Source organism: Streptomyces sp. NPDC091387 (assembly GCF_044756945.1).
GTDB lineage: Bacteria > Actinomycetota > Actinomycetes > Streptomycetales > Streptomycetaceae > Streptomyces.
In genome coordinates this window covers 808,961-832,666 of record NZ_JBIVTZ010000001.1, presented here as the reverse complement: position 1 = coordinate 832,666, position 23,706 = coordinate 808,961, and the positions used below count along the sequence as shown (strand labels likewise).

The 23,706-nt window shown below is 66.6% G+C and carries 26 protein-coding genes; 15 read left to right on the top strand and 11 right to left on the bottom strand.

Features of this window, described 5'->3' with window-relative positions; translation table 11 throughout:
• Positions 1 to 309 precede the first annotated feature (309 nt).
• The 5 genes from ACIQM0_RS03860 to ACIQM0_RS03840 all read left to right on the top strand — a co-directional run bounded on the left by ACIQM0_RS03860 (position 310) and on the right by ACIQM0_RS03840 (position 4,588).
• Positions 310 to 831, top strand: a complete 522-nt coding sequence (locus ACIQM0_RS03860; protein WP_401283220.1) for a TetR/AcrR family transcriptional regulator — start codon at positions 310 to 312, stop codon at positions 829 to 831.
• Positions 832 to 933: 102 nt separating this feature from the next.
• On the top strand, positions 934 to 1,572 hold the full coding sequence (locus ACIQM0_RS03855; RefSeq protein ID WP_401283218.1) for a zinc ribbon domain-containing protein: 639 nt from the start codon (positions 934 to 936) through the stop codon (positions 1,570 to 1,572).
• Positions 1,573 to 1,817: 245 nt separating this feature from the next.
• Positions 1,818 to 2,387, top strand: coding sequence for an SMI1/KNR4 family protein (locus ACIQM0_RS03850; RefSeq protein WP_401283217.1), 570 nt, complete (start codon positions 1,818 to 1,820; stop codon positions 2,385 to 2,387).
• Positions 2,388 to 2,743: 356 nt separating this feature from the next.
• A complete protein-coding gene (locus ACIQM0_RS03845; protein WP_401283215.1) occupies positions 2,744 to 3,964 on the top strand; it encodes a hypothetical protein in 1,221 nt (406 codons plus the stop codon).
• Between the two features lie 294 nt (positions 3,965 to 4,258).
• Positions 4,259 to 4,588: a hypothetical protein gene (locus ACIQM0_RS03840; protein ID WP_401283213.1), complete on the top strand. Its 330-nt coding sequence runs from the start codon at positions 4,259 to 4,261 to the stop codon at positions 4,586 to 4,588.
• A 162-nt stretch (positions 4,589 to 4,750) separates the two neighbouring features.
• Here the strand turns inward: ACIQM0_RS03840 and ACIQM0_RS03835 are convergent, their stop codons facing one another.
• The gene (locus tag ACIQM0_RS03835; protein ID WP_401283211.1) at positions 4,751 to 4,960 is read right to left on the bottom strand and encodes a DUF397 domain-containing protein; all 210 of its coding nucleotides are present in this window, start codon (positions 4,958 to 4,960) and stop codon (positions 4,751 to 4,753) included.
• Positions 4,941 to 5,807 (bottom strand): helix-turn-helix domain-containing protein, encoded by an 867-nt coding sequence (locus ACIQM0_RS03830; protein WP_401283209.1) that lies wholly within the window; start codon positions 5,805 to 5,807, stop codon positions 4,941 to 4,943. Before ACIQM0_RS03830 ends, ACIQM0_RS03835 begins: the two co-directional genes overlap by 20 nt.
• Positions 5,808 to 6,057: 250 nt before the next feature.
• Between ACIQM0_RS03830 and ACIQM0_RS03825 the strand changes: the two genes are divergently transcribed.
• Positions 6,058 to 6,654 carry an ATP-binding protein gene (locus ACIQM0_RS03825; RefSeq protein WP_401283207.1) on the top strand — a complete coding sequence of 199 codons (597 nt, stop codon included), beginning with the start codon at positions 6,058 to 6,060 and terminating at the stop codon, positions 6,652 to 6,654.
• A 210-nt stretch (positions 6,655 to 6,864) separates the two neighbouring features.
• Positions 6,865 to 8,076, top strand: a complete 1,212-nt coding sequence (locus tag ACIQM0_RS03820) for a DNA cytosine methyltransferase (protein ID WP_401283205.1) — start codon at positions 6,865 to 6,867, stop codon at positions 8,074 to 8,076.
• Here the strand turns inward: ACIQM0_RS03820 and ACIQM0_RS03815 are convergent.
• From ACIQM0_RS03815 to ACIQM0_RS03800, 4 genes are all read right to left on the bottom strand, one after another.
• Complete coding sequence (locus tag ACIQM0_RS03815) at positions 8,011 to 8,469, bottom strand: very short patch repair endonuclease (protein ID WP_401283203.1); 459 nt, start codon at positions 8,467 to 8,469, stop codon at positions 8,011 to 8,013. The genes ACIQM0_RS03820 and ACIQM0_RS03815 overlap by 66 nt on opposite strands.
• On the bottom strand, positions 8,459 to 10,297 hold the full coding sequence (locus ACIQM0_RS03810; RefSeq protein ID WP_401283201.1) for a DEAD/DEAH box helicase: 1,839 nt from the start codon (positions 10,295 to 10,297) through the stop codon (positions 8,459 to 8,461). Before ACIQM0_RS03810 ends, ACIQM0_RS03815 begins: the two co-directional genes overlap by 11 nt.
• A gap of 2 nt (positions 10,298 to 10,299) precedes the next feature.
• Positions 10,300 to 11,706, bottom strand: coding sequence for a hypothetical protein (locus tag ACIQM0_RS03805; RefSeq protein WP_401283199.1), 1,407 nt, complete (start codon positions 11,704 to 11,706; stop codon positions 10,300 to 10,302).
• Between the two features lie 68 nt (positions 11,707 to 11,774).
• Entirely contained in the window at positions 11,775 to 12,380 is a 606-nt protein-coding gene (locus tag ACIQM0_RS03800; protein ID WP_401283197.1) for a hypothetical protein, read from the bottom strand.
• A gap of 397 nt (positions 12,381 to 12,777) precedes the next feature.
• Here ACIQM0_RS03800 and ACIQM0_RS03795 point away from each other — a divergent pair, with 397 nt between their 5' ends.
• The gene (locus tag ACIQM0_RS03795; protein WP_401283195.1) at positions 12,778 to 13,503 is read left to right on the top strand and encodes a hypothetical protein; all 726 of its coding nucleotides are present in this window, start codon (positions 12,778 to 12,780) and stop codon (positions 13,501 to 13,503) included.
• A 495-nt stretch (positions 13,504 to 13,998) separates the two neighbouring features.
• Here ACIQM0_RS03795 and ACIQM0_RS03790 read toward each other — a convergent pair whose 3' ends face one another.
• From ACIQM0_RS03790 to ACIQM0_RS03780, 3 genes are all read right to left on the bottom strand, one after another.
• Positions 13,999 to 14,976: a NaeI family type II restriction endonuclease gene (locus tag ACIQM0_RS03790; protein WP_401283193.1), complete on the bottom strand. Its 978-nt coding sequence runs from the start codon at positions 14,974 to 14,976 to the stop codon at positions 13,999 to 14,001.
• Positions 14,977 to 15,142: 166 nt separating this feature from the next.
• Positions 15,143 to 15,664 carry a GNAT family N-acetyltransferase gene (locus ACIQM0_RS03785; protein ID WP_401283410.1) on the bottom strand — a complete coding sequence of 174 codons (522 nt, stop codon included), beginning with the start codon at positions 15,662 to 15,664 and terminating at the stop codon, positions 15,143 to 15,145.
• 119 nt (positions 15,665 to 15,783) lie between these two features.
• A complete protein-coding gene (locus ACIQM0_RS03780) occupies positions 15,784 to 16,788 on the bottom strand; it encodes an SEC-C metal-binding domain-containing protein (protein ID WP_401283191.1) in 1,005 nt (334 codons plus the stop codon).
• An 87-nt stretch (positions 16,789 to 16,875) separates the two neighbouring features.
• Here ACIQM0_RS03780 and ACIQM0_RS03775 point away from each other — a divergent pair, with 87 nt between their 5' ends.
• From ACIQM0_RS03775 to ACIQM0_RS03745, 7 genes are all read left to right on the top strand, one after another.
• Positions 16,876 to 17,655, top strand: coding sequence for a class E sortase (locus tag ACIQM0_RS03775; RefSeq protein ID WP_401283189.1), 780 nt, complete (start codon positions 16,876 to 16,878; stop codon positions 17,653 to 17,655).
• 125 nt (positions 17,656 to 17,780) lie between these two features.
• Positions 17,781 to 17,939 (top strand): DUF3311 domain-containing protein, encoded by a 159-nt coding sequence (locus tag ACIQM0_RS03770; RefSeq protein WP_363023464.1) that lies wholly within the window; start codon positions 17,781 to 17,783, stop codon positions 17,937 to 17,939.
• Positions 17,936 to 19,459 (top strand): sodium:solute symporter, encoded by a 1,524-nt coding sequence (locus ACIQM0_RS03765; protein ID WP_401283187.1) that lies wholly within the window; start codon positions 17,936 to 17,938, stop codon positions 19,457 to 19,459. The genes ACIQM0_RS03770 and ACIQM0_RS03765 overlap by 4 nt, the downstream gene beginning before the upstream one ends.
• Positions 19,460 to 19,466: 7 nt before the next feature.
• Positions 19,467 to 19,619 (top strand): hypothetical protein, encoded by a 153-nt coding sequence (locus ACIQM0_RS03760; protein ID WP_401283185.1) that lies wholly within the window; start codon positions 19,467 to 19,469, stop codon positions 19,617 to 19,619.
• Between the two features lie 86 nt (positions 19,620 to 19,705).
• Positions 19,706 to 20,041, top strand: a complete 336-nt coding sequence (locus ACIQM0_RS03755) for a DUF6412 domain-containing protein (RefSeq protein WP_363023248.1) — start codon at positions 19,706 to 19,708, stop codon at positions 20,039 to 20,041.
• A 126-nt stretch (positions 20,042 to 20,167) separates the two neighbouring features.
• Entirely contained in the window at positions 20,168 to 20,938 is a 771-nt protein-coding gene (locus tag ACIQM0_RS03750; RefSeq protein ID WP_401283183.1) for a YidC/Oxa1 family membrane protein insertase, read from the top strand.
• A 149-nt stretch (positions 20,939 to 21,087) separates the two neighbouring features.
• Entirely contained in the window at positions 21,088 to 21,948 is an 861-nt protein-coding gene (locus tag ACIQM0_RS03745) for a fumarylacetoacetate hydrolase family protein (protein WP_401283181.1), read from the top strand.
• 112 nt (positions 21,949 to 22,060) lie between these two features.
• Here the strand turns inward: ACIQM0_RS03745 and ACIQM0_RS03740 are convergent, their stop codons facing one another.
• Both ACIQM0_RS03740 and ACIQM0_RS03735 read right to left on the bottom strand, forming a co-directional pair.
• The gene (locus ACIQM0_RS03740) at positions 22,061 to 22,540 is read right to left on the bottom strand and encodes a heme-degrading domain-containing protein (RefSeq protein ID WP_401283179.1); all 480 of its coding nucleotides are present in this window, start codon (positions 22,538 to 22,540) and stop codon (positions 22,061 to 22,063) included.
• Positions 22,537 to 23,682: a Gfo/Idh/MocA family oxidoreductase gene (locus tag ACIQM0_RS03735; protein WP_401283177.1), complete on the bottom strand. Its 1,146-nt coding sequence runs from the start codon at positions 23,680 to 23,682 to the stop codon at positions 22,537 to 22,539. The genes ACIQM0_RS03740 and ACIQM0_RS03735 overlap by 4 nt, the downstream gene beginning before the upstream one ends.
• Between the last annotated feature and the right edge of the window lie 24 nt (positions 23,683 to 23,706).

The following is a 23,706-nucleotide window of genomic DNA, read 5'->3' as shown; positions in this document are numbered from 1 at the left end:
CGGCTCCAGAGGGTGGGCGGATCAAGAGCTGAGCAACGACAGACGTTCCAAGGCTTCATGGGAGCGCTCCCATATTTGCGCGCTCCCATGAAGCCATCCAGTCAGGGGCACGTCAAGAGAACGGGCAGGGCCGGCGGTGGCCGTCAACCGCTCCGAGGCTTTGGCGGTGCCGCGTCGCCGGGGCGGGCGGGAGCGCTTCGCGGAGTCCGATCCGGTGACTTCGAGGCAGGACACTCACGCTTATTGGCTGATAATATTTCGACGAATTGAAGACGCGGGGTGGGTGACGGCGTGAGAGGTGCGGCGCGGTTGCCGGCACGCTCGGACGAGCTCCTCGCGGCAGCGGAGCGCGCGTTCGCGAGGCGTGGTTACTTCGGGACCTCGACGGCCGAAGTGGCCGCTGAGATGGGGGTGTCGCAGCCTTACGTGACGCAGGCGTTCCGTTCGAAGCGGAATCTCTTCGTACTGACCCACCGGTTCTCGGGCGAGAAGGTCCTGCGCGCCTTCCGCACCGGCCTCGCGGACGGGGGTTTCGACCCGGCCCGCATCGGCTCGGCCTACCGCGAACTCGTCCTGCGACAGGGGCCCGCCGTGCTCGTCTTCGCGCACGCGTTCTCCGCGGCCGCCGGCGAGCCGGTGATCGGGGAGGAATCGCGACGCCTTTTCGGCGAGATCCACCGGCTCCTGGCTTCCTCGGGCGCGACGGAAGCGGAGATCGCCGGATTCATGGGCCGCGGGATGCTGATCAACACGCTGCTGCTCATGGAAGGTCCCCACTACGCCGCCCGGCACGGCTTCGAACCGCTCACAGGGCTGGTTCTCGGCTCCTGACCAGCGGCCCGCTGCGACGCCGACGCCGGGTCGACGCCGGGCCGATGCCGGGGTCGGCCCGTTGATCGAGACAGAGAGTAGAAGCAGAAATGGGAACAAGACGTGTCTGAAGCCGTTCCGTTCACCGACAACATCCGCGACCTCTCCAACACGCAGGGCTACCAGTTCGAGTTCCACTGCGAGCGCTGCGGCAACGGCTACCGCTCCGCCTTCGAGCGCGACCTCCGCGAAACCGGCCAGAACCTCGTGCGCGGGGTGAGCAGTCTCTTCGGCGGGTCGTTCAACAACATCAGCAACGCCGCCGACCGCTTGCTGGACCGGGGTACGAACTCCGCCGCCAAGGACAAGGCGATGCGCACCGCCGTCGACGAGATAGCCAACCGCTTCAACCAGTGCCGGGGGTGCGGCGACTGGGTCTGCGGAGAGATCTGCTGGAACGGCCAGGTCGGCCAGTGCGCCCGCTGCTCCCCCATCGCCACGGAGGAGATCGCCCAGCTCCAGGCCGAGGCCCGGCGGCGCCAGATCGCGGACCGGCTCCAGAACACGAACCTCACGCGGGGCCTCGACGTCGGCCGGCAGGCGCAGCCTCGGTGCCCGTCCTGCGGGGCACAGGCGCTCGGCGGAAGCTTCTGCGGCGAGTGCGGTTCCTCGCTGCGCCAGGAGAAGACGTGCGGCTCCTGCTCCACCGTCAACACGGCGGCGTCCAGGTTCTGTTGCGGCTGCGGAAACGGCCTGAACTGAGGGCTTCCACCTCGTTGTCCACCGGGCGGCCTTGCCTCTGCTCGCCTGTTGCCGGCCGCCCGGTGGAGGACGTAGAAGCATCAGGAACGCGGACCCGGCCGTCCGCCCACACCGCGAGGGTGTCCGACGCCCCTGCGCCACGGGACTGAACGCCTCGCGAGCGAGCCGGAGCACCGCGAGCCGGAGCACCGCGAATCAGAGCACCAAGAATGGCCGAACGGCCACACCACGCCAGGAGAGCTCCCTTGTCCGGAAAATCCCCCGATACCATCTCCTCGGTCTGGGCACAGATCGAGGAGTGGTACGCCGAGCGCGACGCCACCCACTTCCTGCTGCCCCCGGCCACCGCCGAGGACATCGCCGCGGTCGAGACGGAACTGGGTGTCTCCTTGCCCGAGGCGCTCACGCTGTCGCTCCGGAGACACGACGGATCGAGTGACAGCGGCTGGCCGGCAGGCCAACTACTGTCCTGCGCCAGGATAATCAGCGAGACGACGGTCTGGCGGGACCTCCTCGCGGACGGCACGTTCGACGACGAGGCGGACTTCAACGCGAACGACGCGGACGCCCAGGCGCTCCAGCCGGGCTGGTGGAACCCCGGCTGGATCTCGCTGGACGCGGACGGCGGCGGAAACGGCTCCGCCCTGGACCTGTCACCGGGCCCCGACGGAACCGTCGGGCAGATCATCGACATGGACCACGAGGTGGGCCCGAGCGGCCCCACGGCACCCGACTTCATCGGCTACCTGAGCGACAGGCTCGAGGAGCTGGAGGACTGCACGGTGGTGGACGGGAAGTACGTGGAGGCCGGCTGAGCAGGCAAGCGGGGGGCTTCGGGGCCAGTCGACCCTTGTTGGGCGGCCCGACACGGAAGCTGCCGGGGTCAGCGCCCCAAGACGCTGTCTGAGAGGGCCACGAGCCCGACCATCGGGGGCCCGTAGGCCCGGCGCACCTTCACCACGTTCCCAGGCTCGGGATCGCTCGTCATTCCGTGACCGAATCGGTCGTCCTTCGTGCTCCCCGCAGGCGGTGCACCTGGGCATGGTGATTCCAGGGGGCATTCATGCGCAGACTGCTTGGTCTACTGCTCCTTCTTCCGTTGCTCGCCGGTTGCTTCGCGCCGGCACCGCCGCGCCTTGCCGCGTCCCAGGAACCCGAGGACGCGTTTCGTGTGCCACTGCCCGTGCCGACGGACGCCTCGGGCGGCTGGGCGCTGGTGAGCCGCCGCCTGGGGATCATCGGGCACGGCAGGGTGGCGGCGAGGATCGACGAGAGCGGGAAGGTTCTCTGGCGCACGGCACTGCCGGTTCAGTTCGCACTCACCGGACGGCCGGGGCAGACACATGCCGTCGCCACCCCGTCCGGGAGCGGGGTGACGCTCGTCGGCGCGGCCGCGTCCGGCCGGTTGCCACTCATGGCAGCACTCGATTCCCGCACCGGCCGCCTCACGAAGCTCGCCCCGCCCCCGGCCCGTCCCCCGGGGGAGTTGCGGCTCGTCACCGTCTCGTCGACACCGGGTACCGCCCGTCAGGCGGTGGCCGCTACCTGCCTGCCCAGGTCATCCTGCACATTGACCGCCTGGAACGCCTCCACCGGCCAGGTCATGTGGAAACAGCGAACCCGAGGCCCGGCCGTCTTCGCCGCCCCCTGCAAACAGGAAGGAGAGGCCGGACGTGCGGGCTCCCACGAGAATTGCGAACCGCTGGTCCTCGTCGCCGACGGCCTCCTCATGACTCTCCGGCACGGTGAGGACCGGCTCCGCACACGGCCCGTCGAGCTGCCCCGAGGCCACATCGCGCAGGTGCTCCCCACCCTCTACCGCATCCTCGTGACGACAGACCCCATCGGACCCGGTTGCCGCGCACAGGCAGCGGCGTACGACCTCACAACCCAGTCGCCCACCCCGGTCTGGCAGCGCACGGTCGCCTGGGACCAGCCCCAGGCGACTCTCCACGAAGGCTGCCGCAAGGACCCGTCGATCCCGCTCCTCATGGCCCACCGAGTGACCCTGCCCGACTCGGCGGGCGCCTTGGTCGGAAACGACTTCGACGGCACGTTCCCGCTGCGTCTGGAGCCCGGCGAGTACCCCGTCGCCCACGGCAGCGCTGTTCTCGCCCATCGCGTGGACGGCAGCTACCGCGATCCGTATCCCGTGCCGTCCGCTACCACCCGACGCAGCCGCCCCAGCGAGCTCAGCCCCACCGCAGAGAACCTGGGGCAGGGTGCCTGGTACCTCCCAGGGAGGGGCCGGAGGGGCGAGATCATCGCCGTCGACGTCCACGGGAAGATCACGTGGCGGCGTGCCACCAGCGGGCCGCCGTTCTTCCTCACGGACAACCGGCTGGTGTATGCCGACGGTTCGAACCTCGTCGCGATCCGCGCATCCGGCTGAGCGCCCTGCTCACCCGGCTCTCGGATCCTGCCCACGCCGCTCGCCGCCACGGACGGGTGCGCTTCGGGCGGGGGCGACAGACCGTGCCCGCGAGTTGGGCATGCGCCTGACCGTCTCACCGACGATCGTGGGCGTAGCCCTGCTGTTGTCCGCGACGCCGACGAGGTGGCACGGGGGCGAGTGCGGGAGCCGGCAGTGTCTGTGAACGGCCATGGGCGGTGACCGGCCGGAACTGTCAGTCCCGCATGGCATGCTGACCGCGGTCGACTCAGAGCGGCGAGGGAGACAGAGGCGATGGGTGCTGCGTATTACCGAGCCGACAGTGAGGACGGGGATCACATCGACGACCCGTCCGAGGACGCGCTGTTCATGCTGATCGACGACCTGAACACCTCGGACAACACCTTCGTCGTCATCCACCCCGAGGGCGACGACCCGGTCTGGTTCGCCTCCGTCGCGGTCCTGGACGAGGGCGGCTACGAAGTCGTCCGCCGAGACACCACCCGCCCCGAGCAGGACATCGCCACGGAGACCAGCATCGGGCGGATCGCCGCCGACCTCACGATCTGGATGGCCGCCCGCGACTTCGCCGGGCGGCTCACCCAGCACACCGACAACGCGTAGAGCGCGCCCGGTGCCGGACCGCCTGTGGCAGTCCGGCGGTGAGATGCCTGGGGCGAGCGGCTCTGACCGGTACGCCTGCTGCCCTCACCGTGGAGTCCGTGGAGTCCGTGGCCGCAGGGCTGCGACTGCCCGGCCGCCGGGGCAACCACGTCTCTCTGTCTGTCAGTACAACGCGCCTATGCGCACCGATCCGACGAAGTCCGCCCAAGCCCCTGGGCTTACGTGGAACCGCCCTTCGCCCGGCCGCTTGCTGTCGCGCAGGGAGGCGCCGACGGGCGTGAAGGCCGCCTCAACGCACTCGGTCTCGTTGCCGCCGCTGTGCGACGACTTGAACCACGCGGACTCCGGAACCTCAGTGTTCGTCCTTCGCATCTTTCAGATCCTCCTTGGCACGGCCGATCAGCTCCCGGGAAGCTTCGATGTCCAAGGCTTGTGCGCGCAGGTATTCGAATGCAAGTCGGTAGCGCTCCAGTTCCTCTTCCTTCTCCATGAAGACTGATCCGACATGGAGGTCCACGTACACCACGTCAAGCGACGGTTCGGTGCCGCCGAGGATGACGAAGCTGCCGAGAGCGGCACAGTGGGCGCCTCGGGAGAACGGCAGAACCTGAAGTGTCACGTTCCCGGAGCCGCTGCTGGTGAGGAGGTGGTCGAGCTGCTCGCGCATGATGGCCGTCGAGCCCATCACCCGACGGAGGACGGACTCATCGAGGATGGCCCAGAGGTGCGCGGCGCTGGGACGGTCGAGGATCTCCTGGCGGCGCATGCGGATGTCCACCAGACGTTCGATGTCCTCGGGAGACCGGCGCATCTCGTTGGCCTGCTGTAGCGCAGTCGTGTACCTCCGAGTCTGGAGCAGCCCCGGAACGTACACGCAGGAGAAGTGGTCCTCGCGTACCGCCTCGTCTTCGAGGGTGAGCATGAGGTTCATCGTCTCGGGGATGTGATCGGCGAACGAACTCCACCAGCCCTGCTGCTTGGAGTCCTTCGCCAGAGCGACAATCGCCGCGCGCTCGGCATCCTTTGCTCCGTACTCGCGGCACAGCGCGTCAATCACGAGCCACTTGACCGGCCCTTCGGTCGTCTCGTACCGGCTGACGGTGGCCTTGGAAACGCCGACGAGCTGTCCCGCCTCCTCCAGTGTCATTCCCGCGCGGGCACGCAGCTTGCGCATGGTTGCACCGAGGTGCCGGCGACGGGTGGTGGCCCTGGCTGACATGCGGATTCCTTCCAAGAAGTGACGAGTATGCCGGCCCAACGAGGCTAGATCGTCATTGAGTTGCCTCACTACCGGATTCACTCGATCGATAGGCGTGAGAAGTTACACAGCGAGATGTCTCGATGGCATACTCGCACCCCGGGCGCTACGCAGCGCAGTCAGTTCGTCACGGCAGTGCGACTCCTGTCGTGACCGAGGAGGGAGTGTCGATATGGCCGGGTGCAGCAGTTCTCAGACTCCGCACCGATATGTGCTGCTCTTCAAAGCGTGTCCCGAAAACATGCGGCAGCTACGCCGAGCCGTGCGCGCGGAGCTGCGCCCCTGGGGGCTGGCCGCGCTTGTGGATGAGGCCGAGCTCGTGGTTACCGAGCTCGCGACGAACGTGGTCAAGCACGTGGGTGTGGGGAGCGCCGCAACGCTGGTCATCGAAGTTCTCGCCGGCGCGGTTCGGGTGGAGGTTCATGACACCAGTAGCCAGGTTCCTGTTCTCACGGAACCCGGCTGCACCTCGGAGTGTGGTCGCGGACTCCATCTTCTCGTCGCCATGGCCCGCAACTGGGGCTCTCAAGTCACTGCGTCGGGCAAAGCTGTCTGGTGCGAGCTGGCCCTGTCCGAAGGCAGTGAACGAGTCCGGATCTACCGCGCCGACGCGGTTCTCGGCACGTACCGAACGCTGGTCGGGGCGGCTGCTGTGCCGGCACTTGGCCATTCGCAAGCGCAGAAGGAGGCGGCGACCACGTTGATTGTCGATCTGCTCCATTGGGCGGTCTCTCAGGGGTGTGACCCCGATGACGTCCTTGACCGGGCGCAGCGGCACTACGAGGCAGTGCTGGATGCGGCCGCGTGAGCGCGAGAGCATCTCGTCAGACGTGGGTCCAGTCAGGGCTTCTCGGCATGGGCCATATCGTATGAGTGTTCGCTGTCACGTGTGGGGCGGTCGGAGTGCATTGATGCGTGGCGCACACTTGAAGGCGGTCGCGTTGTCAGTGGGTTCTGTCACCCTCTGTGATGACTGGTGGGGAACCGTGCCAGTCGGGCTCGTTTGGAAGGAGGGTGCATGACCAGCACCGAGAGGACGTTTACCTCGGTTGAGATCTGCGCTGGGGCGGGTGGGCAGGCGCTAGGGCTGCACAATGCGCTGTTCCGGCATCTGGCGCTGATCGAGATCGATCCCCATGCGGTGGAAACCCTCCGAGCAAATGTGGAGGGGAACGAGGACTGGGACGGCTGCATGGTCAAGCAGGCCGATCTGACGAAGCTCAAGCCGAAGGACCTGAGACGAGAACTGGGGCTGGAGCCAGGCGATCTTGATCTCTTGGCCGGCGGTGTACCCTGCCCGCCGTTTTCGGTCGCGGGCAAGCAACTGGGGCGGGACGATGAGCGGGATCTGTTCCCCATCATGCTCGACCTGGTTGACGAGCTTGAGCCCAAGGCAGTAATGATCGAGAACGTCCGAGGGCTGTTGGAGCCCAAGGAGAAGTTCCAGGGTTACCGGGAAGAGCTGCTAGCGCGCCTGGAGTCCATGGGCTACAAGAAGTGCTACTGGACAGTGCTGGAAGCCAAGGATTACGGCGTGCCTCAGCTTCGGCCGCGCGCCATCCTGGTCGCGCTGAAGCAGGAGTACATCCCCTACTTCTCTCCTGCCAAGCCGGAGAAGCGTGAGCTGTGCACGGTACGGGCGGCGCTGGACCAGTCGATGGCTGCCCGGTTCGCTGAGGTCGATGACCCGCGAGCCGCGGACACACTGAAGACCTGGCGTGAGAACGCGATGAAGGGTGTTGCGCCCACTCTCGTTGGAGGGTCGAAGAAGCACGGTGGCGCTGATCTAGGCCCGACCCGGGCGAAGAAGGCATGGGCTGCACTTGGTGTCTGCGGGCTGGGGGTAGCAAATGACTCACTCGAAATGAAGCGGCAGAAGAGCGAGGATCGTGATCTTTTTGCCGACGCGGGGCCAAAGCTCACTGTCGCGCAGGCCGCGATCATTCAAGGCTTCCCGCAGAGCTGGAAGTTCAAGGGCAAGAAGACTGCTGCCTACCGGCAAGTGGGCAACGCCTTTCCGCCACCGGTAGCCCAAGCGGTAGGTCAGCAGATCATCACCGCGCTCAGGGCCGCCAAGGAGGCCGGTGTTGTCCCTCGCGTCCGGCAAAAGCGCACAGCTACTGGTTTGCAGGATAGCGAGCTGCTGTTCAAGCTGACTGAGATCTCAGGGCCTGCTGTTCCGATTGCGGCTGACCGCAGCGGCGATCGTGAGGGCGCAGCTGTCGGGTGATTCGTGTTCCCAGAATCTGAGCACCGTCCAGCCCGCTGCCTGGAGACGCGTGTCCGTGTCGCGGTCGCGGGTGACGTTTCGCAGGACTTTGGCGGACCAGTAGCCGGAATTGGTCTTCGGCGGGACGTAGTGGTCTGGGCAGCCGTGCCAGTAACAGCCATCGACGAACACAGCCAGTTTCGCCGGACGGAAGACGATGTCTGCCGTCCGGCGAAGGTCCGGCAGGGGCTTCGCGGCCACTCGGTACCGCAGCCCCTGCGCGTGCAGCAGACGGCGGATACGTAGCTCAGGCTTGGTGTCCCGGCTGCGGATTGCCTGCATATTGCGACGCCGAGCGGCAGAGGATGCCCAAGTGCCTCCCGGAGGGATCCAGCCGATCTCTTCACCCCTCATGCGTGGGCACCCTCATATGTTCGAGTAGCGCCCGGAGATCCGTGGCATCCATGCCATAGGGTGCCACCTCCTCTTCCGGATCAGCCAGCTCCTGCACCGAGGGGTCGTCGAGGATCTTCCCCATGAACTCCAGTTTACGTCCGAGCCGCCTATGGACGAGTTCATCGATTGTTCCTCTTGCGAGGAGAATGGTGATGCGTGTCTTGGTATCGGGAGCGAGCCCAAGGCGATGAATTCGATCCAAGCTCTGCAAGAACCGACCCGCAGCGAAGTCCCGATCCACGTAGATGGCATCGTGACACACATGATGCAGGCTTATGCCTTCCCCGAGTGTCGCCGGGTTGGATAGCAGGACCATGCAGTCAGGGTCTTTGCGGAACCTACGAATCTGCTCATCACGATCAAGGCTTCCGCCATACACAATCGCTGGTTTGAATTTAGCTAGAATGCTGCCCAGTGTGGTCAAATTTCGTACAAATGTTGACCACACGAGAGTCTTGCGTCCTGCCCGAGCATTTTCAGTGACTGTCTGAAGGACAGCCTCGTATTTTGGTGACAATTCATAGCGGGGAAGGTTGCGCATGAGGTCGCGAAGCGAATCAGTTTCCGATGTGTTAGGTGAAGGGATATAGAAGGGCAGTGGTTCGTAGCGGTCCAGTCCCTTCTCTAGCAGTGCCGGACTAGTGCTGGCCATCATTAGATAGGCAAGAGTTTTCCCCATTCTGGCGAACTCGTCCTGCTCTGGACCGAAACCTGCAGATTTTGCGCATAGAGCTGAATATAGTTTCCTGTGGGCGCTTGGAAGTTCCACGGAACGCACCTGAAGATCCACAGGAGGGAGGCCAAGTTCGTTTTTCGTCGTCCTAGTGAACAATGGGCGAAGGATTTTGCTCGCATATTTCAGATCCCCGCCACCCACGGCTTTGTCCACGGCATGGCGGCCGTGTCCTGGCCATACAAAAGAGAGAAGACTCTCCAGGTCTTTGGCACCATTCGGGGCAGGCGTACCTGTCAGAATGAGCCGATGGCGGGCCAGCGGACCGAGGGTCATGCAAGTTGTGCCGTAGGTGCCTCTGACACCCAGTTTCATCCGGTGGGCCTCGTCCAGAACCATCAGGGCAGGCGCCGCGCTCAGCCAGTCCGCAAGCTCTGCTTGGTACCTGTGCAGCCGCTCGTAGTTGACCAGCAGTACCTCGGCCGCGCTGTCCAGCTGGCGTTCGAAGATGCGGACCGGCAGTGGTGTCGTGAAACAGTGCTCGCATTCATCCTGCCACGCTTCATATGCGGATTTTGGGCTGACCACTAGCAGCCGCTTAACCATCCCCGCTTCACGAAGCGCCGAGTAGACAGCAATCGCTGTACGCGTCTTTCCTGCTCCCGGCACGCTGAAATTTGCCCCGTGCGTAAGCGAAAGAAGTTTAGCAATATCGCGCACCTGGAACTCTGTCAGTGGCGCTTTCCATATCCCGCCCAGCCGGCCTGCTACGTCCTCTGGAGCTACGGTGCCGACGAACTCTACTCCCTGACTGCCGGCGGCAAGGCGAGACTCGATCGCCTGTGAGTCCCGGACGGAACCTTCTGCCAATGCCATCAGGTCAGGAGTAAAGGAAACGCCGGAGGGGTCATGCCACTGATTCAGTAGAGTGAGATGAGAGAGGAAGTCTTCAAGGTCAACTTCGGCGGCCAGCGCCCCTCGCTGGCTACCGCTACTGAATCGAGCAGTCAGCTTTACCAGTGACGCGTGGTTCTCTGGCTGAGTCCGCAAGATAATTTTTGTGCGAGACTCGTCAAAACTAAGCTGCAGTGACTGGGCTACCGGATGAGTCACGACTAATCCTCGCTCGCTTTGATGAGCCATTCCATGCCGGCACCAGGTTCGAGAATTCCGCGATGCGCCTGCCTGGCAAGCTTTACGAGGCTACCCCTGACCCGCAGTAGAGCACTATCGAATCCCGCTTTATCCAAGCTATTGCTAGCTAGCGCCTGAGCTAGATCATTAACGCTCTGGTCAATAGCGGCACTGGCATCATCGAGGCGCTCCGCCGTTGTCTGTTGGACTCGCTTCAAGCGATCGTCACGCTCAGCCGAATCGAGGGCCCGCCGCATTCCCTTGCGAGCTGAAATGACGGTCCGCCGGGCCGCTTCACGGGAATCCGTGGATACATGGCGAGCAGATTCCGTGGCCTTGGCTTGCAGGATGTGATCAGTAATAGACCGTGCTTTCATGACAAAATCCGATGGAGGAGCCACAGATACGCTCAGTCCCGGGATCGCGATGCGGGCGGGAGCCGCGGGAATCATCCTATCGAGTTCCGAAGGGAGCGTTTTCGCGAGATAGTTATTGAGAAACTCTCTGTCAATCAAGCGCGTTTTCGTCTTTGCGAAATCGAGCATGATTGCTGCAATGCGATTTTCTTTTACCTGCTCAGCGAGTTCCTGGCTAGTTGCCTCATATTTGATATAATTCCGATGCAGTTCCTTGAAGTTCTCCTTGTGTCCCTCGAAATCGGTCAGGCTGAGCTCTGCGCCGTCCTTGGTCCGACTGCGTTCAATCATTTCGCGAATAACTCCAAGGATCCACCTCTCTTGTTTGAACGTCTTCAGCTGGACATGGAAATCTCTGGCGATGTCTATTGCGGATCGCCCCATAAGCTCCTGTTCTTCCATTGCGATCAACCGGTTGATATAGGAATAGTCTCTGCGCTCGTCCGGTCGCAGCTGAAGCGAGAGCTCTACTGTATTGATGTCCTCCCAAGTGAATGAGAGAGGCAGCACTCCGACGCGGATCGAGGATTTCTTCAGTCTCCGCAGTGCTGCGACTCGAGTGTTTCCGTTTACCAGAATCCCTTCATGAGTGATCAGTCCCGGTTCCTGCTGACCCACGCTGTTGAGGCTGGATGCTAGATCCGCGAATTCCGGGTCGGGTTCGTCAGGATTCGTCGGCTTGCTGATAAGCAGACGGTGCAGGTATTCCTGGCTCTCGTCGAGCCATGGATCTGTTCGCAGACTCTCGGCGAGCACCTGATCATGGCCGAGTTGTGCTCGAATTCTGTGCGTAGCGGGGTTGTAGTAGAGGTCGCGCAGTGGCATGTCGATCACACCAACATGGAGCGGGCGACCATTCCATTCCACCGTGACCGTCTCCCGTGATCCCTCTCCCTCGACGGCCTCCTTGAGTCGCTTTGCGATGAACTCGACGTTTTCAGCCGCTTTTGGTGGGAGGGTGAACTTCAGCATCTTCGTATTTCTCCTCTGTCTCCAGTGGTACTTGACCTCGCAGTGCCATCTGTGACTCCGCTCAGTGCTCAGTTGGCCTTGAGCGTATTCTGGACTGTCTTCCGGGCCTCTGAGGGGAGAGTCCGGTACTCGCCCCAGAGTTGCTCCATAATGCTGAAGTCCCGCTGGTCAGATTCCACCCACTGAGTGAAGTGGGCCCGCTCGATGTGACTCATCTGACTCAGAAGGCCGAGAACTCTGGCTAGGTCAGCCTGATTTCCTCGGCCTCCGATCCGGCAGCGGCGGCATTCGGTGACCATCTCCACTTCGACCCTTGCTCCTGGCTTGAGCACATCTCGTCGCGCGACGTCGAGTTGGGCGGTCTCCACGCCTCCCTCATACGCTTCGCCGGCGGCGATGCCACAGACTCGGCACAGGTGGCCATCGAGCTCGAAGATCTCGCGTCGCTGCGTTGCGGTAATGCTCGCTGCCGGCGTCTTGGCCTTCGCCTGTCCTGGCTTCCACACCTCTGCACCCATCTCAACGAACCGGTGCTCGCTTGATGTCAGCGTCCGGTCGTCGCGGTTGGTTGCGATCCTCCACCCGCGGTCCCGGAGGTCTCGCATCCGGCGGTCGATCTGGGAGGTCTCAGGGAAGGCGTCTCGGAGTTCGGTCTTCGTGAAGACCTCACCCACACCCACCTCGGTGATCAGCCAGAGGGCACAACGAGCCATCGTGCCTCTGCCGGTGTCTCGCCATGAAGGAATATCCTGGAAAATCACACTTCCCGCCTTTCGTATCCAAAAATGAAGTTCGGGCAACGAGTCGGCATGCCAAGCGCAACCGCGGTGTATGGCGGCCGTATCCACCATTGGACCTCTGGTGGAGCAGCGCGGCAAGCCTCTTCTGGTCTTTGCAGCCGAACGCAAACATGTCAGCTGACGAGAGTGCAGTAAACGCAAACACCGGCACCCGCAGGTCTAGTCAGCCGCAAACAAGCGGTAACCCGGAAGGGTTCGTTCCGGGTTGCGCTCGGGTGCACTCTGGAGAAAGGTTGACTCTCCTCAACACGTACTCAAGCAAGGGGGATTCATGGCTGCAGTCGGCCATGTCAGAGAGAGCTACTGGGAAGGGTGCAGTCCCGACCGCATAGAGTTCGTCCGCAGCTTCCGGCAGTTGCTCGGGACGATGCCCAACCCGAAGCAAAGCGCGCGGGCGTTGCGCCTGAACGTGCCTCTGAGCAGTCTGTCCTGCTACTGGAGTGGTCGTCGCGTGCCCGGGGTCAACCGGCTGCGGGCGATGCATGAGGCGCTGTCTGGTTCTATTGCCCCGGAGCGAGCGCCCGTTAGCCTCGCGGAGCTTGAGCTGCTGCGCAGCTCCGCTGTGCGGCGGTGCCGTGACGTCGCGGCGGCATCGAACCTGTCCAGGGGGCCGATCTCTGCCCTCGCGTTGGCCCCGGGCGAAGCAGTCGGCACTCTTGCGGCACCTCTTCGGGCAGTGGACCGGCGCGACGCCATGAACGGTGCCGCCTTCCAGATGCTAGATGCGCTGGTAGCTGCACATGCTGCCGGGGACCGCAGGACTGTGCTCGGAATCGCATGGTCTACCAGCAAGACGATGTCCATGAACGAGATCTGTACGACCGTGTGCGAACTTCATGCCAGGGGGCACGCGGATCTGGTCGAGGCCGTCCTCATGGGCGGGCGTGAACGCAGCCAGGAGGACGCCATCCGGATTTCTCTCGCTCTCATCGCTCGTGGGCTGACCACGTACGCCGAGCTGGTCATGAGTGTTGCTCTTCCCCCCGAAGGTCGCTGACCCCGGCAGACATCCGCGGCTGGCCGCCCGGCTCGCCCTTGCCTCAAGTCGCGGCCTCAGACTCTGGCCAACCGTTGGCTCAACAGCGGCCAGGTGCACGTTCATCTGTCCCCTTAAGTACTCGCGGAGAACCTCATGGAGAAATTTGGTGACCGGCGCAGCCGCTGGTCCGAGATCACGACCCGTGTCGAGCGGAGCGTTGACCTGCAACCTACGATTCACCAGAGCGGAGATTGGTCCACCATCGAAACGGTAACCGTGACGGTGGTACGCAGCGGTAGCGCAGACACCATGCCCGCTGAGACTTCAGACTGAGTCGCAGCTGGCTTCAGACCTGTTGCGGCTTCATTTGGGCGTGCCCTCCCAGGCAGATCGTGGGGATGCCGGGCGACAGGCTCGATGGCCCTGATGCTGCCTGGGCGCGTGGGAAGACGTGTTGAGTGGGCTTCCCACGCGTGCTGGCTCCCTCAGGCTGCGGATCTCGTGAGTGGGCGGTCAGCGTGGTGGCAGTTTTGGTGCCGGCCGGTCAACCGCTTCGTCCTGGCTGACCGCGACCCACTGGCATCCGTCGAGTTCGGCAGACGGGCGGTCGCCGTGCTCTGGACGTGCGAGGGCGACCCGAAAGCTTACGAACTCGCCCTTTTCTGGTACTGGCCCGCCGAGGTCCTTGGCTACTGCTCGGTGGTTCGTTGAGTCGCCAGTGATGATGATTCCCTCCTCCCGCAAGGCAGGCCGTGCACGCGTTCCGTTTTTGTCATCCCGGACCCTGGCCATGTAGTCGTACTGCATGGCCAGGGTTCTGACTACATTGCGGTCGATCTGGCGGCGCTGAACTCGCCGGAACAATTCGTTGACCTTCTTTTGCCCTGATTTTGGAGCGAGAATTCTTGACCGGAGGGATGAGTCGAGGTGTAGCAGGAGGTTTTCTTTCAGAGGCTGGCGACGCCAGAGCCAGGTGACCATCGAGTGATGATCTCTGGTCAAGCGAAACTTTCCGTCGCGGTTACCTTTCTTGGTGATGTTGCCACTTACCGTCAACTTCTGTCGGTCAGCGCGGATGAGGCCGGCGCTCCACAGACCCCGATCCTCGTGGTCGTCTGCCCAGACAACGAGACAGATTTCGTCCAGGGCTTCCGGGGGGATCATCCAACCGAATTCCTTCTGCGAGAATTTGCAGTCGACTTCGATGCCTTCGATCAGATAGTCCATGTCCTGGCCACTGGTGAACCCGAACTCACGGAGTAGGTTCAGCTCCACGAGTGTGCCGGCGTGAGTCTTTTCCGTCTTGTGGAGGTCTTTCCAGTCGAAACGGCCAGTGTGCTCACCGTCGAGCAGTTGATCTATGGCGTCCCGGAGTACCCTGGCGAAGCGCTGTCCTTTTGGGTCCAGGCTCATCAAGTGCTGGTGCACCAGCATGAGTTCCGGATCGTCGCAGACCCCAAGCGCCGGGCCTGGCATGCCGAACAAGGTCACCTTCTTCTCCTTCCGGGAGAGATCACAGCGGTACCTGTCAGTACTCTTGAAACGGTGGGGTAGTTCCCGCGAGACCGAGGAACTCGGTCTCGCCCGATCCCGCAGCGGGCCACTGCTGCAGAAGGCCGTGCACTGGGACTCGGTGTCTTTGGCCGGCCAGGGTCCGTCAAGCACGGTGGGGTGATTCGGGTCCGAGGTTCCTGCCTCGCAGCTCCCGCACGTACCCCACCCCCCGCTTCCCGTTCAGAACCACCTCCTCGCCCGTCGCGACGAACCCCGTTCGCGTCAGGACCGCCCGGGACGCGGTGTTGGTCACGGTGGCCGCCGCACGCAGTGTCGTCAGGGCGTACGTCGCCTCGCACAGGTGGAAGATTCGGCGGACCGCCGACGTGGCCAGGCCGCGGCCCGTGGCCTTCTCCGCCAGGCGGAAGCCCAGGTCCGCCGTGCCGTTCGCCGCGTCGACCAGGTTGAAGCGGCCCAGCACCTCGCCGTCCTCCGCGACCAGGAGGTGGAAGTGGCAGGTGCCGGCCGCCTGCTCGGTGAGGAGGGCCTCGTGGCGGGCGGTGAAGTCGGTGAAGTAGGCGTCGCCGCGGTCCGGTATCGAGGCCGCGAAGAACGCGCGGTTCTCCCGCTCGAACGTGAGGAGGGCCGGGGCGTGGTCGGCGCGCAGCCGCTGCAGTTCGGGTATCGAGGAGGGTATTGAGGGCATGGAGGGTGTGGAGGGCATGGCGGGACCGTAGCCAGTCGGTTCGCGCCCCGGCATCCGGATATTGACGCGATCGTGCTGCCGCCCCCGGGGCCCGCCTCCTACAGCGTGCCCCCGTGGCAGTCGCGGTACGGGCGGCCCGTGCCGCACCAGCAGGCCGCGCTCCTCGCCGGGGGCCACGGGACCGCGCGGCCGCGGGCGGCGAGGGTGGTGGCGTACTGGGGGAGGAGGTCCGGGTCGGCCGGGGAGGCGGCCTCGGAGGCGGCGAACGCCTCGTACGACGGGACCGTGCCCGTCACGATGCCGAGGTTCGGGGTGCCCGTCGCGTGGAGGTCGCGCAGGGCCGTCTCCAGGCGGGCCAGGTGGTCCGGGTGGGAGGCGTACTCGCTGCCGAGGCTCGGGTACGCGGTGAGGAGTTCGCTCAGTTCGGCCTCCGGCCAGTGCAGCACCGCCACCGGGAAGGGGCGGGAGAGCGCGGTGCGGTAGGTGCCGAGTTCGGCGCGGAGGCGGGTGATCTCGGCGCGCAGCTCGCCCGGGTCGGAGGAGCCCAGGGCCCACAGGCGCTTCGGGTCGTGGAGTTCGTCCAGCGGGACGGCCGCCGTGTGCAGGGTGTCGGCCAGCTCGTCCCAGGCGTCGTGCCGGACGCCCATCAGCCGGCGTACCCGGTGGCGTCCGGTCAGCAACGACTGGGTGGCGTACGGGACTTCCTCGCCCGGTGCGATGAGCAGGGTGAGGGCCGTGGAGAAGTAGTCGTGGGCCGCCTCCAGCTCGTCGTGGGCCTCCAGGGTCTCCGCCGCGATCTCCCAGGGAGCCGCCTCCAGCGGGCCCGCCGCGCGGATGCCGTCGATGATCGCGCGGGCCTCGGCCTCGTGGCCGTACTCCCACAGATTGGCGGCGTTGAGCGCCTTGACCAGGTGCGGGTGTTCGGTGCCGGGGGCGCCGAGCAGTTCGTCGTAGAGCGTCGTGGCGCGGGCGCGGTCGCCGGCGAGCTCCAGGTGGGCGGCGGCCTGGAGGAGCAGCGGCTCGTGGTCCTCGGGATACCGCGCCGCGGTGCGCAGCAGGCGCTCGGCTTCGGTGGTGTGGTCGGCAGGCGTGTCGGGGCGCATGAACCACACCGTACTGCTGTACGGCCGTCGGACGGAGAGTTGTTCCAGCTCTGGAGAGTTACGGGGCTTGGCCCTATCGTGCGGGCCGTGCGGCAGCGGATACCTGTGGTGGTGCAGCGGAACTCGCGAGGGCGGCGGGCCGCTGTGCGCGGGCTGTGGACGAGCGCCGAGCTGGTGGTGACCCTCGGCGTCGTGCTGCTGCTGCTCGTCGCCCACCAGCTGTGGTGGACCAACCGGCAGGCCCGTGCCGGCGCCGCCCACACCGTGCAGGCCCTCCAACGGGGCTGGGAGGATCCGGTGCCCGAGCCGTCGGGAGGGGCCGCGGAGCCGGAGCGGCCCGCGGACGACAGCCCCGCCGTGTCGACGGGCGACGGGAAGGACAGGGCCGGGGGCGCGGCCACCACCGTGCCCCGCCGGTCCCAGGCCTACGCCGTCATCCGGATCCCGCGCATCGGGCTCACCGCACCCGTCGCCCAGGGCATCAGCAGGAGCGGCGTCCTCGACAAGGGGTACGTCGGCCACTACCCCGGCACCGCGCAGCCCGGCGCTTCCGGGAACTTCGCGCTCGCCGCCCACCGCAACACCCACGGCGAACCGTTCCGCTACATCAACCGGCTGCGCCGCGGCGACCGGGTCACCGTCGAGACCCGGGACACCGTCTACACGTACACCGTCGACAAGACCCTCCCCCAGACCGGTGCGGGGGACGGCGGGGTCGTGGCCTCCGTGCCGCGCAGCAACGTGAGGCCGTACGTCGGGTACCGGGCGGCCGGTTCCTATGTGACGTTGACGACGTGCACGCCCGAGTTCACCTCCCGGTACCGCCTCGTCGTGTGGGGAAGGCTGACGGATGTGCGGGGGAGGTAGGGGGCCGCGGGGGATGCGGGGGGAATCGGGGGATGTCGGGGGCGGGCGCCGGGTGGTGGTGTGCGGACGGGGCCGTTTCACTAGACTTTCCTGACGTGCTCAGACGACGTCCGCAGTTGTTGTGGTTGCTGGTTCCCTACGTGCTGTACCTGGGGGTGCTGCCGCTGGTGAACCGGGTCCGTCCCGTGGTTCTCGGGCTGCCGTTCCTCTTCTTCTGGCTGCTCGGGGCGACGGTGCTGACCCCCGTCGCCGTCTGGCTGACCCGGCGGGGGGACCGCCGGTGAACGCCGCCGTCGCGACCTCCGTCTTCGGGGTCTTCATGGTCGCCACCGTGGCCCTCGGGCTGTTCGCCGTGCGCGGGCGGCGCGGGCGGGGCGGGGGAGAGGGCGGCGGGCTCGCCGAGTGGTCGGTGGGCGGGCGCAGTCTGGGGACCGTCTTCATCTGGGTGCTGATGGCCGGCGAGGGCTACACCAGCTTCAGCTATCTCGGCGCCGCGGGCTGGGGCTACAACTACGGGGCGCCGGTGCTCTATGTGGTGGCGTACATGTCCTGCGGCTACGCCGTCGGCTATGTCGTCGGCCCCATGCTCTGGGCGTACGCGCGCGAGCACGGCCTCGTCGGGATCACCGACATGGTGGCGCACCGCTTCGCACGGCCCTGGCTCGGGGCGCTCGTCGCCGTCCTCGCGACCGTCTTCCTGCTCCCGTACATCCAGCTCCAGATCACCGGCATGGGCGTGGTCGTCTCGACCATCTCCTACGGTGCCATCAGCCTGAACTGGGCCTACTTCATCGCCTTCGCCGTCACGACCGGCTTCGTCGTCGTCAGCGGGCTGCGCGGCAGCGCGTGGGTGTCCGTGCTGAAGGACGTGATGGTGATCGCCACGCTCGGCTTCCTCGCCGTCTACGTACCGATGCACTACTTCGACGGCTACGGGCCCTTCCTCGACCGGCTCGTCACCGAGAAGAGCGAGTGGCTGACGTTCCCCGGGCACGGGGACAGCGGGCTCGGGCAGGCCTGGTTCATCACCACCTCGTTCCTCAACTCCCTCACCGTCGTGATCTTCCCGACGACCGTCGCCGGCTACCTCGGCGCGAGGAACGCGGACGTGCTGCGGCGCAACGCGATGTGGCTGCCGGCCTACAACGTCCTGCTGTTCGTGCCGATGCTGCTCGGGATGGCGGCCCTGTTCGTCGTGCCGGGGCTCGTCGGGGCCGAGTCCAACCTGGCCCTCTTCAAGCTGGTCGTCGACTCGCTGCCGGCCTGGTCGGTCGGGGTCATCGGTGTCGCGGCCGCCCTCTCGTCGATCGTGCCGATGGCCGTCTTCATGCTGGTCATCGGCACGATGTGGGGACGCAGCGTGCTCTCGCTCGTACCGCGCTGGGAGCAGCGGCAGAAGGGCGCGGCCCAAGTGGTCGTCGTGGTCGCGGGAGGCCTGGCGCTGCTGCTCACGTACACCGCACCGAACACCCTCGTACGGCTCTCGCTGATCTCGTACGAGGGGATGGCGCAGCTGCTCCCCATGGTGCTGCTCGGGCTGATGTGGCGGCGGCTGACGCTGCTCGGGGCGATGAGCGGGCTGGTCGTCGGGGTGGGTGTGGTGTGCGGGTTCGTCTTCACGGAGAACGATCCGGTGTGGGGTGTGAACGCGGGCATCGTCGCGCTCGGCGCGAATCTGGCCGTCGCGCTGGCGGTGACGTACGCGGGGCCGCGCGAGCACGACGAGCGGCCGGACGAGGACGTGCTCGCCCGGGACGAGCTCGACGCGACCGACGACGGGGAACGCGCGGTGGCCGTGGGATGAGGGGGCTGTGGCGAGTGCCCGGTGCGCCGTTCCCGTACCGCCCGAGGACATCGAGACGCGGCCCGGTGACGGGCTGGACCCGGACCCGGACAATCCGGTCTGCCTCCTACTGCTCCGGCCCCGGCGGCTCCTGCTGCCGCTCGGGACCGATCGCGCCTGAGGCCGTTGACGGCGATCGTGTATAACGGTTAAAGGTTGAAGTGCGCTTCACGGCGCGGCCGCAGGAGTGCGAGAGGGGGAGGACCCATGGGCGCAGGTGCCATGAACCGCTTGCGCGGTGCCCTCGCCCGGCTGCTCCGTCCCGCCGGACTCCTGCTCTTCTTCCTCACCGAGGTCCTGCTCGCCGAGGGCGGCAGCCTCTCCGCCGCCGTCGCGCTCGCCGCCACCGCGGCCGCCGGTACCGCACTCGTCGCCTGCTCGGTCATCAGCGCCCGCTGCGCCGTCCCGGTGCCCCGCACCCGGGTCCGTACCGCCATGCGCGACCGGGAGAAACGCACCGCGTTCCTGCCGCAACGAGATCCCGACGCCAAGGGGCGCAGGCGCCCCCGAGCTCCCGGCCGTGTCCTCCTGACGGCCGCGTAGGGCTCCCCTCTCCTCCTTCGTCCAGGTACGTGTACGCCGTGTGCGTACGCGTGGGCGCCCCGCGCGGATCGTCATGCCGAAGCTGATCCACTTCCCGGCACGACGAGACCCCCGGAGGGCTCATCCATGTCCGCCTTCATGTCCGCGTTCGCCAGCCTGGTCGGCGCCTTCGCCGATCTGCTCCACCCGTTCTTCCAGACCGCCTCCACCGCCGCCGCGATCGTGCTGTTCACCGCGCTCGTCCGGCTCGCCGTGCACCCCCTGTCTCGGGCCGCCGCACGCGGGCAGAAGGCGCAGCGCCGACTCCAGCCGCAGATCGCCGAACTGCGCAAGAAGCACAAGAAGAACCCCGAGCGGATGCAGAAGGCGCTCATGGAGCTGCACAAGGAGGAGAAGGTCTCGCCGCTCTCCGGCTGCCTGCCCAGCCTGCTCCAGATGCCGGCCTTCTTCCTGCTCTACCACGTCTTCTCCAGCCAGAAGATCGGCAACGGCCCCAACGAACTCCTCGGTCACCAGCTCTTCGGCGCCCCGCTCGGCGAGCGCTGGCACGACGCGCTCGCGCACGGCGGGGTGTTCGGGGCGCAGGGTGCCGTGTACCTGGGACTGTTCGTGATCGTCGCCGCGGTCGCCACGTTCAACTACGGGCGGACGAAGCGACAGATGGCCGCCAACCCCGTCACCCCGGCCACCGGCCCCGACGGACAGCCGGTCCCCGGCATGGGGGCGATGGCGAAGGTGATGCCGCTGATGTCCTTCTTCACGCTCTTCACCGTGGCCTTCGTGCCGCTGGCCGCCGCGCTGTACGTCGTCACCAGCACCACCTGGACCGCGGTCGAGCGGGCCTACCTGTACCGCGACATGCCGGCCGCGGGCGCCGCCGTGGCCACCGCCGCCTAGAGGCGTTCCGTGCTCGCGGACGCGAGGGTGCCGGTCCAGTGTGTGAACAGGGTCTTGCGGAGTGATCGGATGTCTTGGAGGATCGGACAAGCCTGCGATGGCCGCAACCCATCCGACGGGCCCGATCTCGACCAAGGGGAGACAGACCGTTGAAGCTGCTTCGTGTGGGTACGGCAGGCGCGGAACGACCGGCACTGCTGGATGAGGGCGGAACCCTGCGCGACCTGTCGGGAGTCGTCTCCGACATCGACAGCGCGCTGCTCGCCGACGAGGACGCGCTGGCCCGGGTCCGCGCCGCCGCGGCCGCGCCCGGCGAGCTGCCGGTGCTCGACGCCGAGGGGCTGCGGGTGGGCCCGCCGCTCGCCCGGATCGGCAAGATCGTGTGCATCGGGCTGAACTACCACGACCACGCCACGGAGACCGGCGCGCAGATCCCGCGCGAGCCGATCCTGTTCTTCAAGGCGCCGGACACCGTCGTCGGGCCCGAGGACACGGTGCTCGTGCCGCGCGGCAGCGAGAAGACCGACTGGGAGGTCGAGCTCGCGGTCGTCATCGGGCGCACCGCCCGCTACCTGGACACCGCCGAGGACGGGCTCGCGCACGTCGCGGGGTACGCGGTCGCGCACGACGTCTCCGAGCGCGAGTTCCAGATCGAGCGCGGCGGCACCTGGGACAAGGGCAAGAACTGCGAGACGTTCAACCCGCTGGGGCCGTGGCTGGTGACGGCCGACGAGGTCGCCGACCCGCAGGCGCTGCCGCTGAAGCTCTGGGTCAACGGTGAGCTGAAGCAGGACGGTACGACGGCCGAGCAGATCTTCCCGGTCGGTGAGGTGGTGCGCTACCTGAGCCACTTCATGACGCTGTACCCGGGCGACGTGATCAACACCGGCACGCCGGCGGGGGTGGCGATGGGGCAGCCCGAGCCGAAGCCGTATCTGCGGGCCGGGGATGTCGTGGAGCTGGAGATCGCGGGGCTGGGGCGGCAGCGGCAGGAGCTGAAGGGGGCGTAGGGGGAAGCGAGTTCTGCCCGGGGGCCGCTGTGTCCTCAATCGCCGGACGGGCTTGAGGTAAACATCGGAGGGGTGGGGCTACCCGTGGCAGCGGGCCCACCCCTCCGGCGCGTCAGCCGCTGATCGTCGTCGCGAACCGTTCCAGCGCCTCGACCACCAGCGCGTGGTCCTCCGCCTGGGGCAGGCCGGAGACCGTGACCGAACCGATGACGCCCGCGCCCTCCACCGAGATCGGGAACGAGCCGCCGTGCGCGGCGTACGTGCCCGGGTTCAGGCGCGAGGCGTCGTCGAACGTCGTCCCCTTGGCCCGGAACCGGGTTCCGACCAGGTAGGAGCTCTCTCCGTACCGTTCGACGACCCTGCGCTTGCGGTCGATCCAGGCGTCATTGTCCGCACTCGAACCCGGCAGCGCGGCGTGGAACAGCTGCTGCGCCCCGCGCCGGATGTCGATCGCGACCGGTGCGTGCCGTTCCCGGGCCAGCGAGACGAGCAGGCCGCCGAGCGCGTACGCGTCGTCGTAGCCGAAGTGCGGCAGCGTCAGCCGGCGCTCCTGCGCGATCAGCTCGGAGATGGTCGGAGCGGTGGGGTTCATGCGGACGGCTCCTCGGTGGGGGACCCGGGGGTCGCGGGCAGGGTGACGGTGACGCCCTCGCGGGCCGAGCGGCGTGCGGCCTCCAGGACGTCCAGGGCCGCGGCCGCCTGGAGGGCGGTCACCGGATTCTCGCCCTTTCCGCGCAGCGCGTCGGTGACCGCCGCGTAGTACGCGGGGTAGTCGCCCGGCAGGGTGCGGACCGGGGCGCCGCCGCCCGTGAGCGGGGACTCGCCCGAGCCGAGCCGCCCCCACAGCTCCTCGGCCTCCTCGCCCCACGGCCCGTCCGCCGACGGGCGCGCGCCCTCGCGCAGGGCGGCCTCCTGGGGGTCGAGGCCGTACTTCACATAGCCGGCGGTGGAGCCGAGCACCCGGAAACGCGGGCCGAGCTGGGCCGTCGTCGCGCTGACGTACAGGTGCGAGCGGACCCCGCTCGCGTGGGTGATCGCCAGGAACGTGTCGTCGTCGGCCGCCGCACCCGGCCGGCGGACGTCCGACTCCGCGTACACCCGCACCGCCGGACCGAACAGGACCAGCGCCTGGTCGACGACATGGCTGCCCAGGTCGAACAGCAGCCCGCCGATCTCCCGCGGGTCGCCCGACTCGCGCCAGCCGCCCTTCGGCTGCGGGCGCCACCGCTCGAAACGGGACTCGAAGCGCCGCACCTCGCCCAGTTCGCCGTCCGCGATCAGCGCGCGCAGAGTGAGGAAGTCGTTGTCCCAGCGGCGGTTCTGGAAGACCGAGAGCAGCACCCCGTGCTCCTGCGCCAGGGCCGCCAGCTCCCGCGCCTCCGCGGCCGTACCGGCGATCGGCTTGTCCACGACCACCGGCAGGCCGGCCCTGATCGCGGCGGCGGCGATCGGGACATGGGTCCTGTTCGGTGACGCGATCACGATCAGGCCGAGTTCGTCCGCCCGCTGCCACAGCTCGTCCGGCGAGGCGGCGAACCGTACGCCGGGGAATTCGGCGCGGGCCTGCTCGCGCCGGTCCTCGTTCGACGTGACGACCGTGTCCAGGACGAGGCCGTCGGTCGCGGCGATCAGCGGGGCGTGGAACACGGAACCCGCCAGGCCGTAGCCGACGAGTCCGACGCGCAGGGGGGCCGGGGCCGTTCCGGAGGGCTCGTGAGTCGCGTGGGCAGTCATGCGTTCCACTTTGGCAACGCTGTT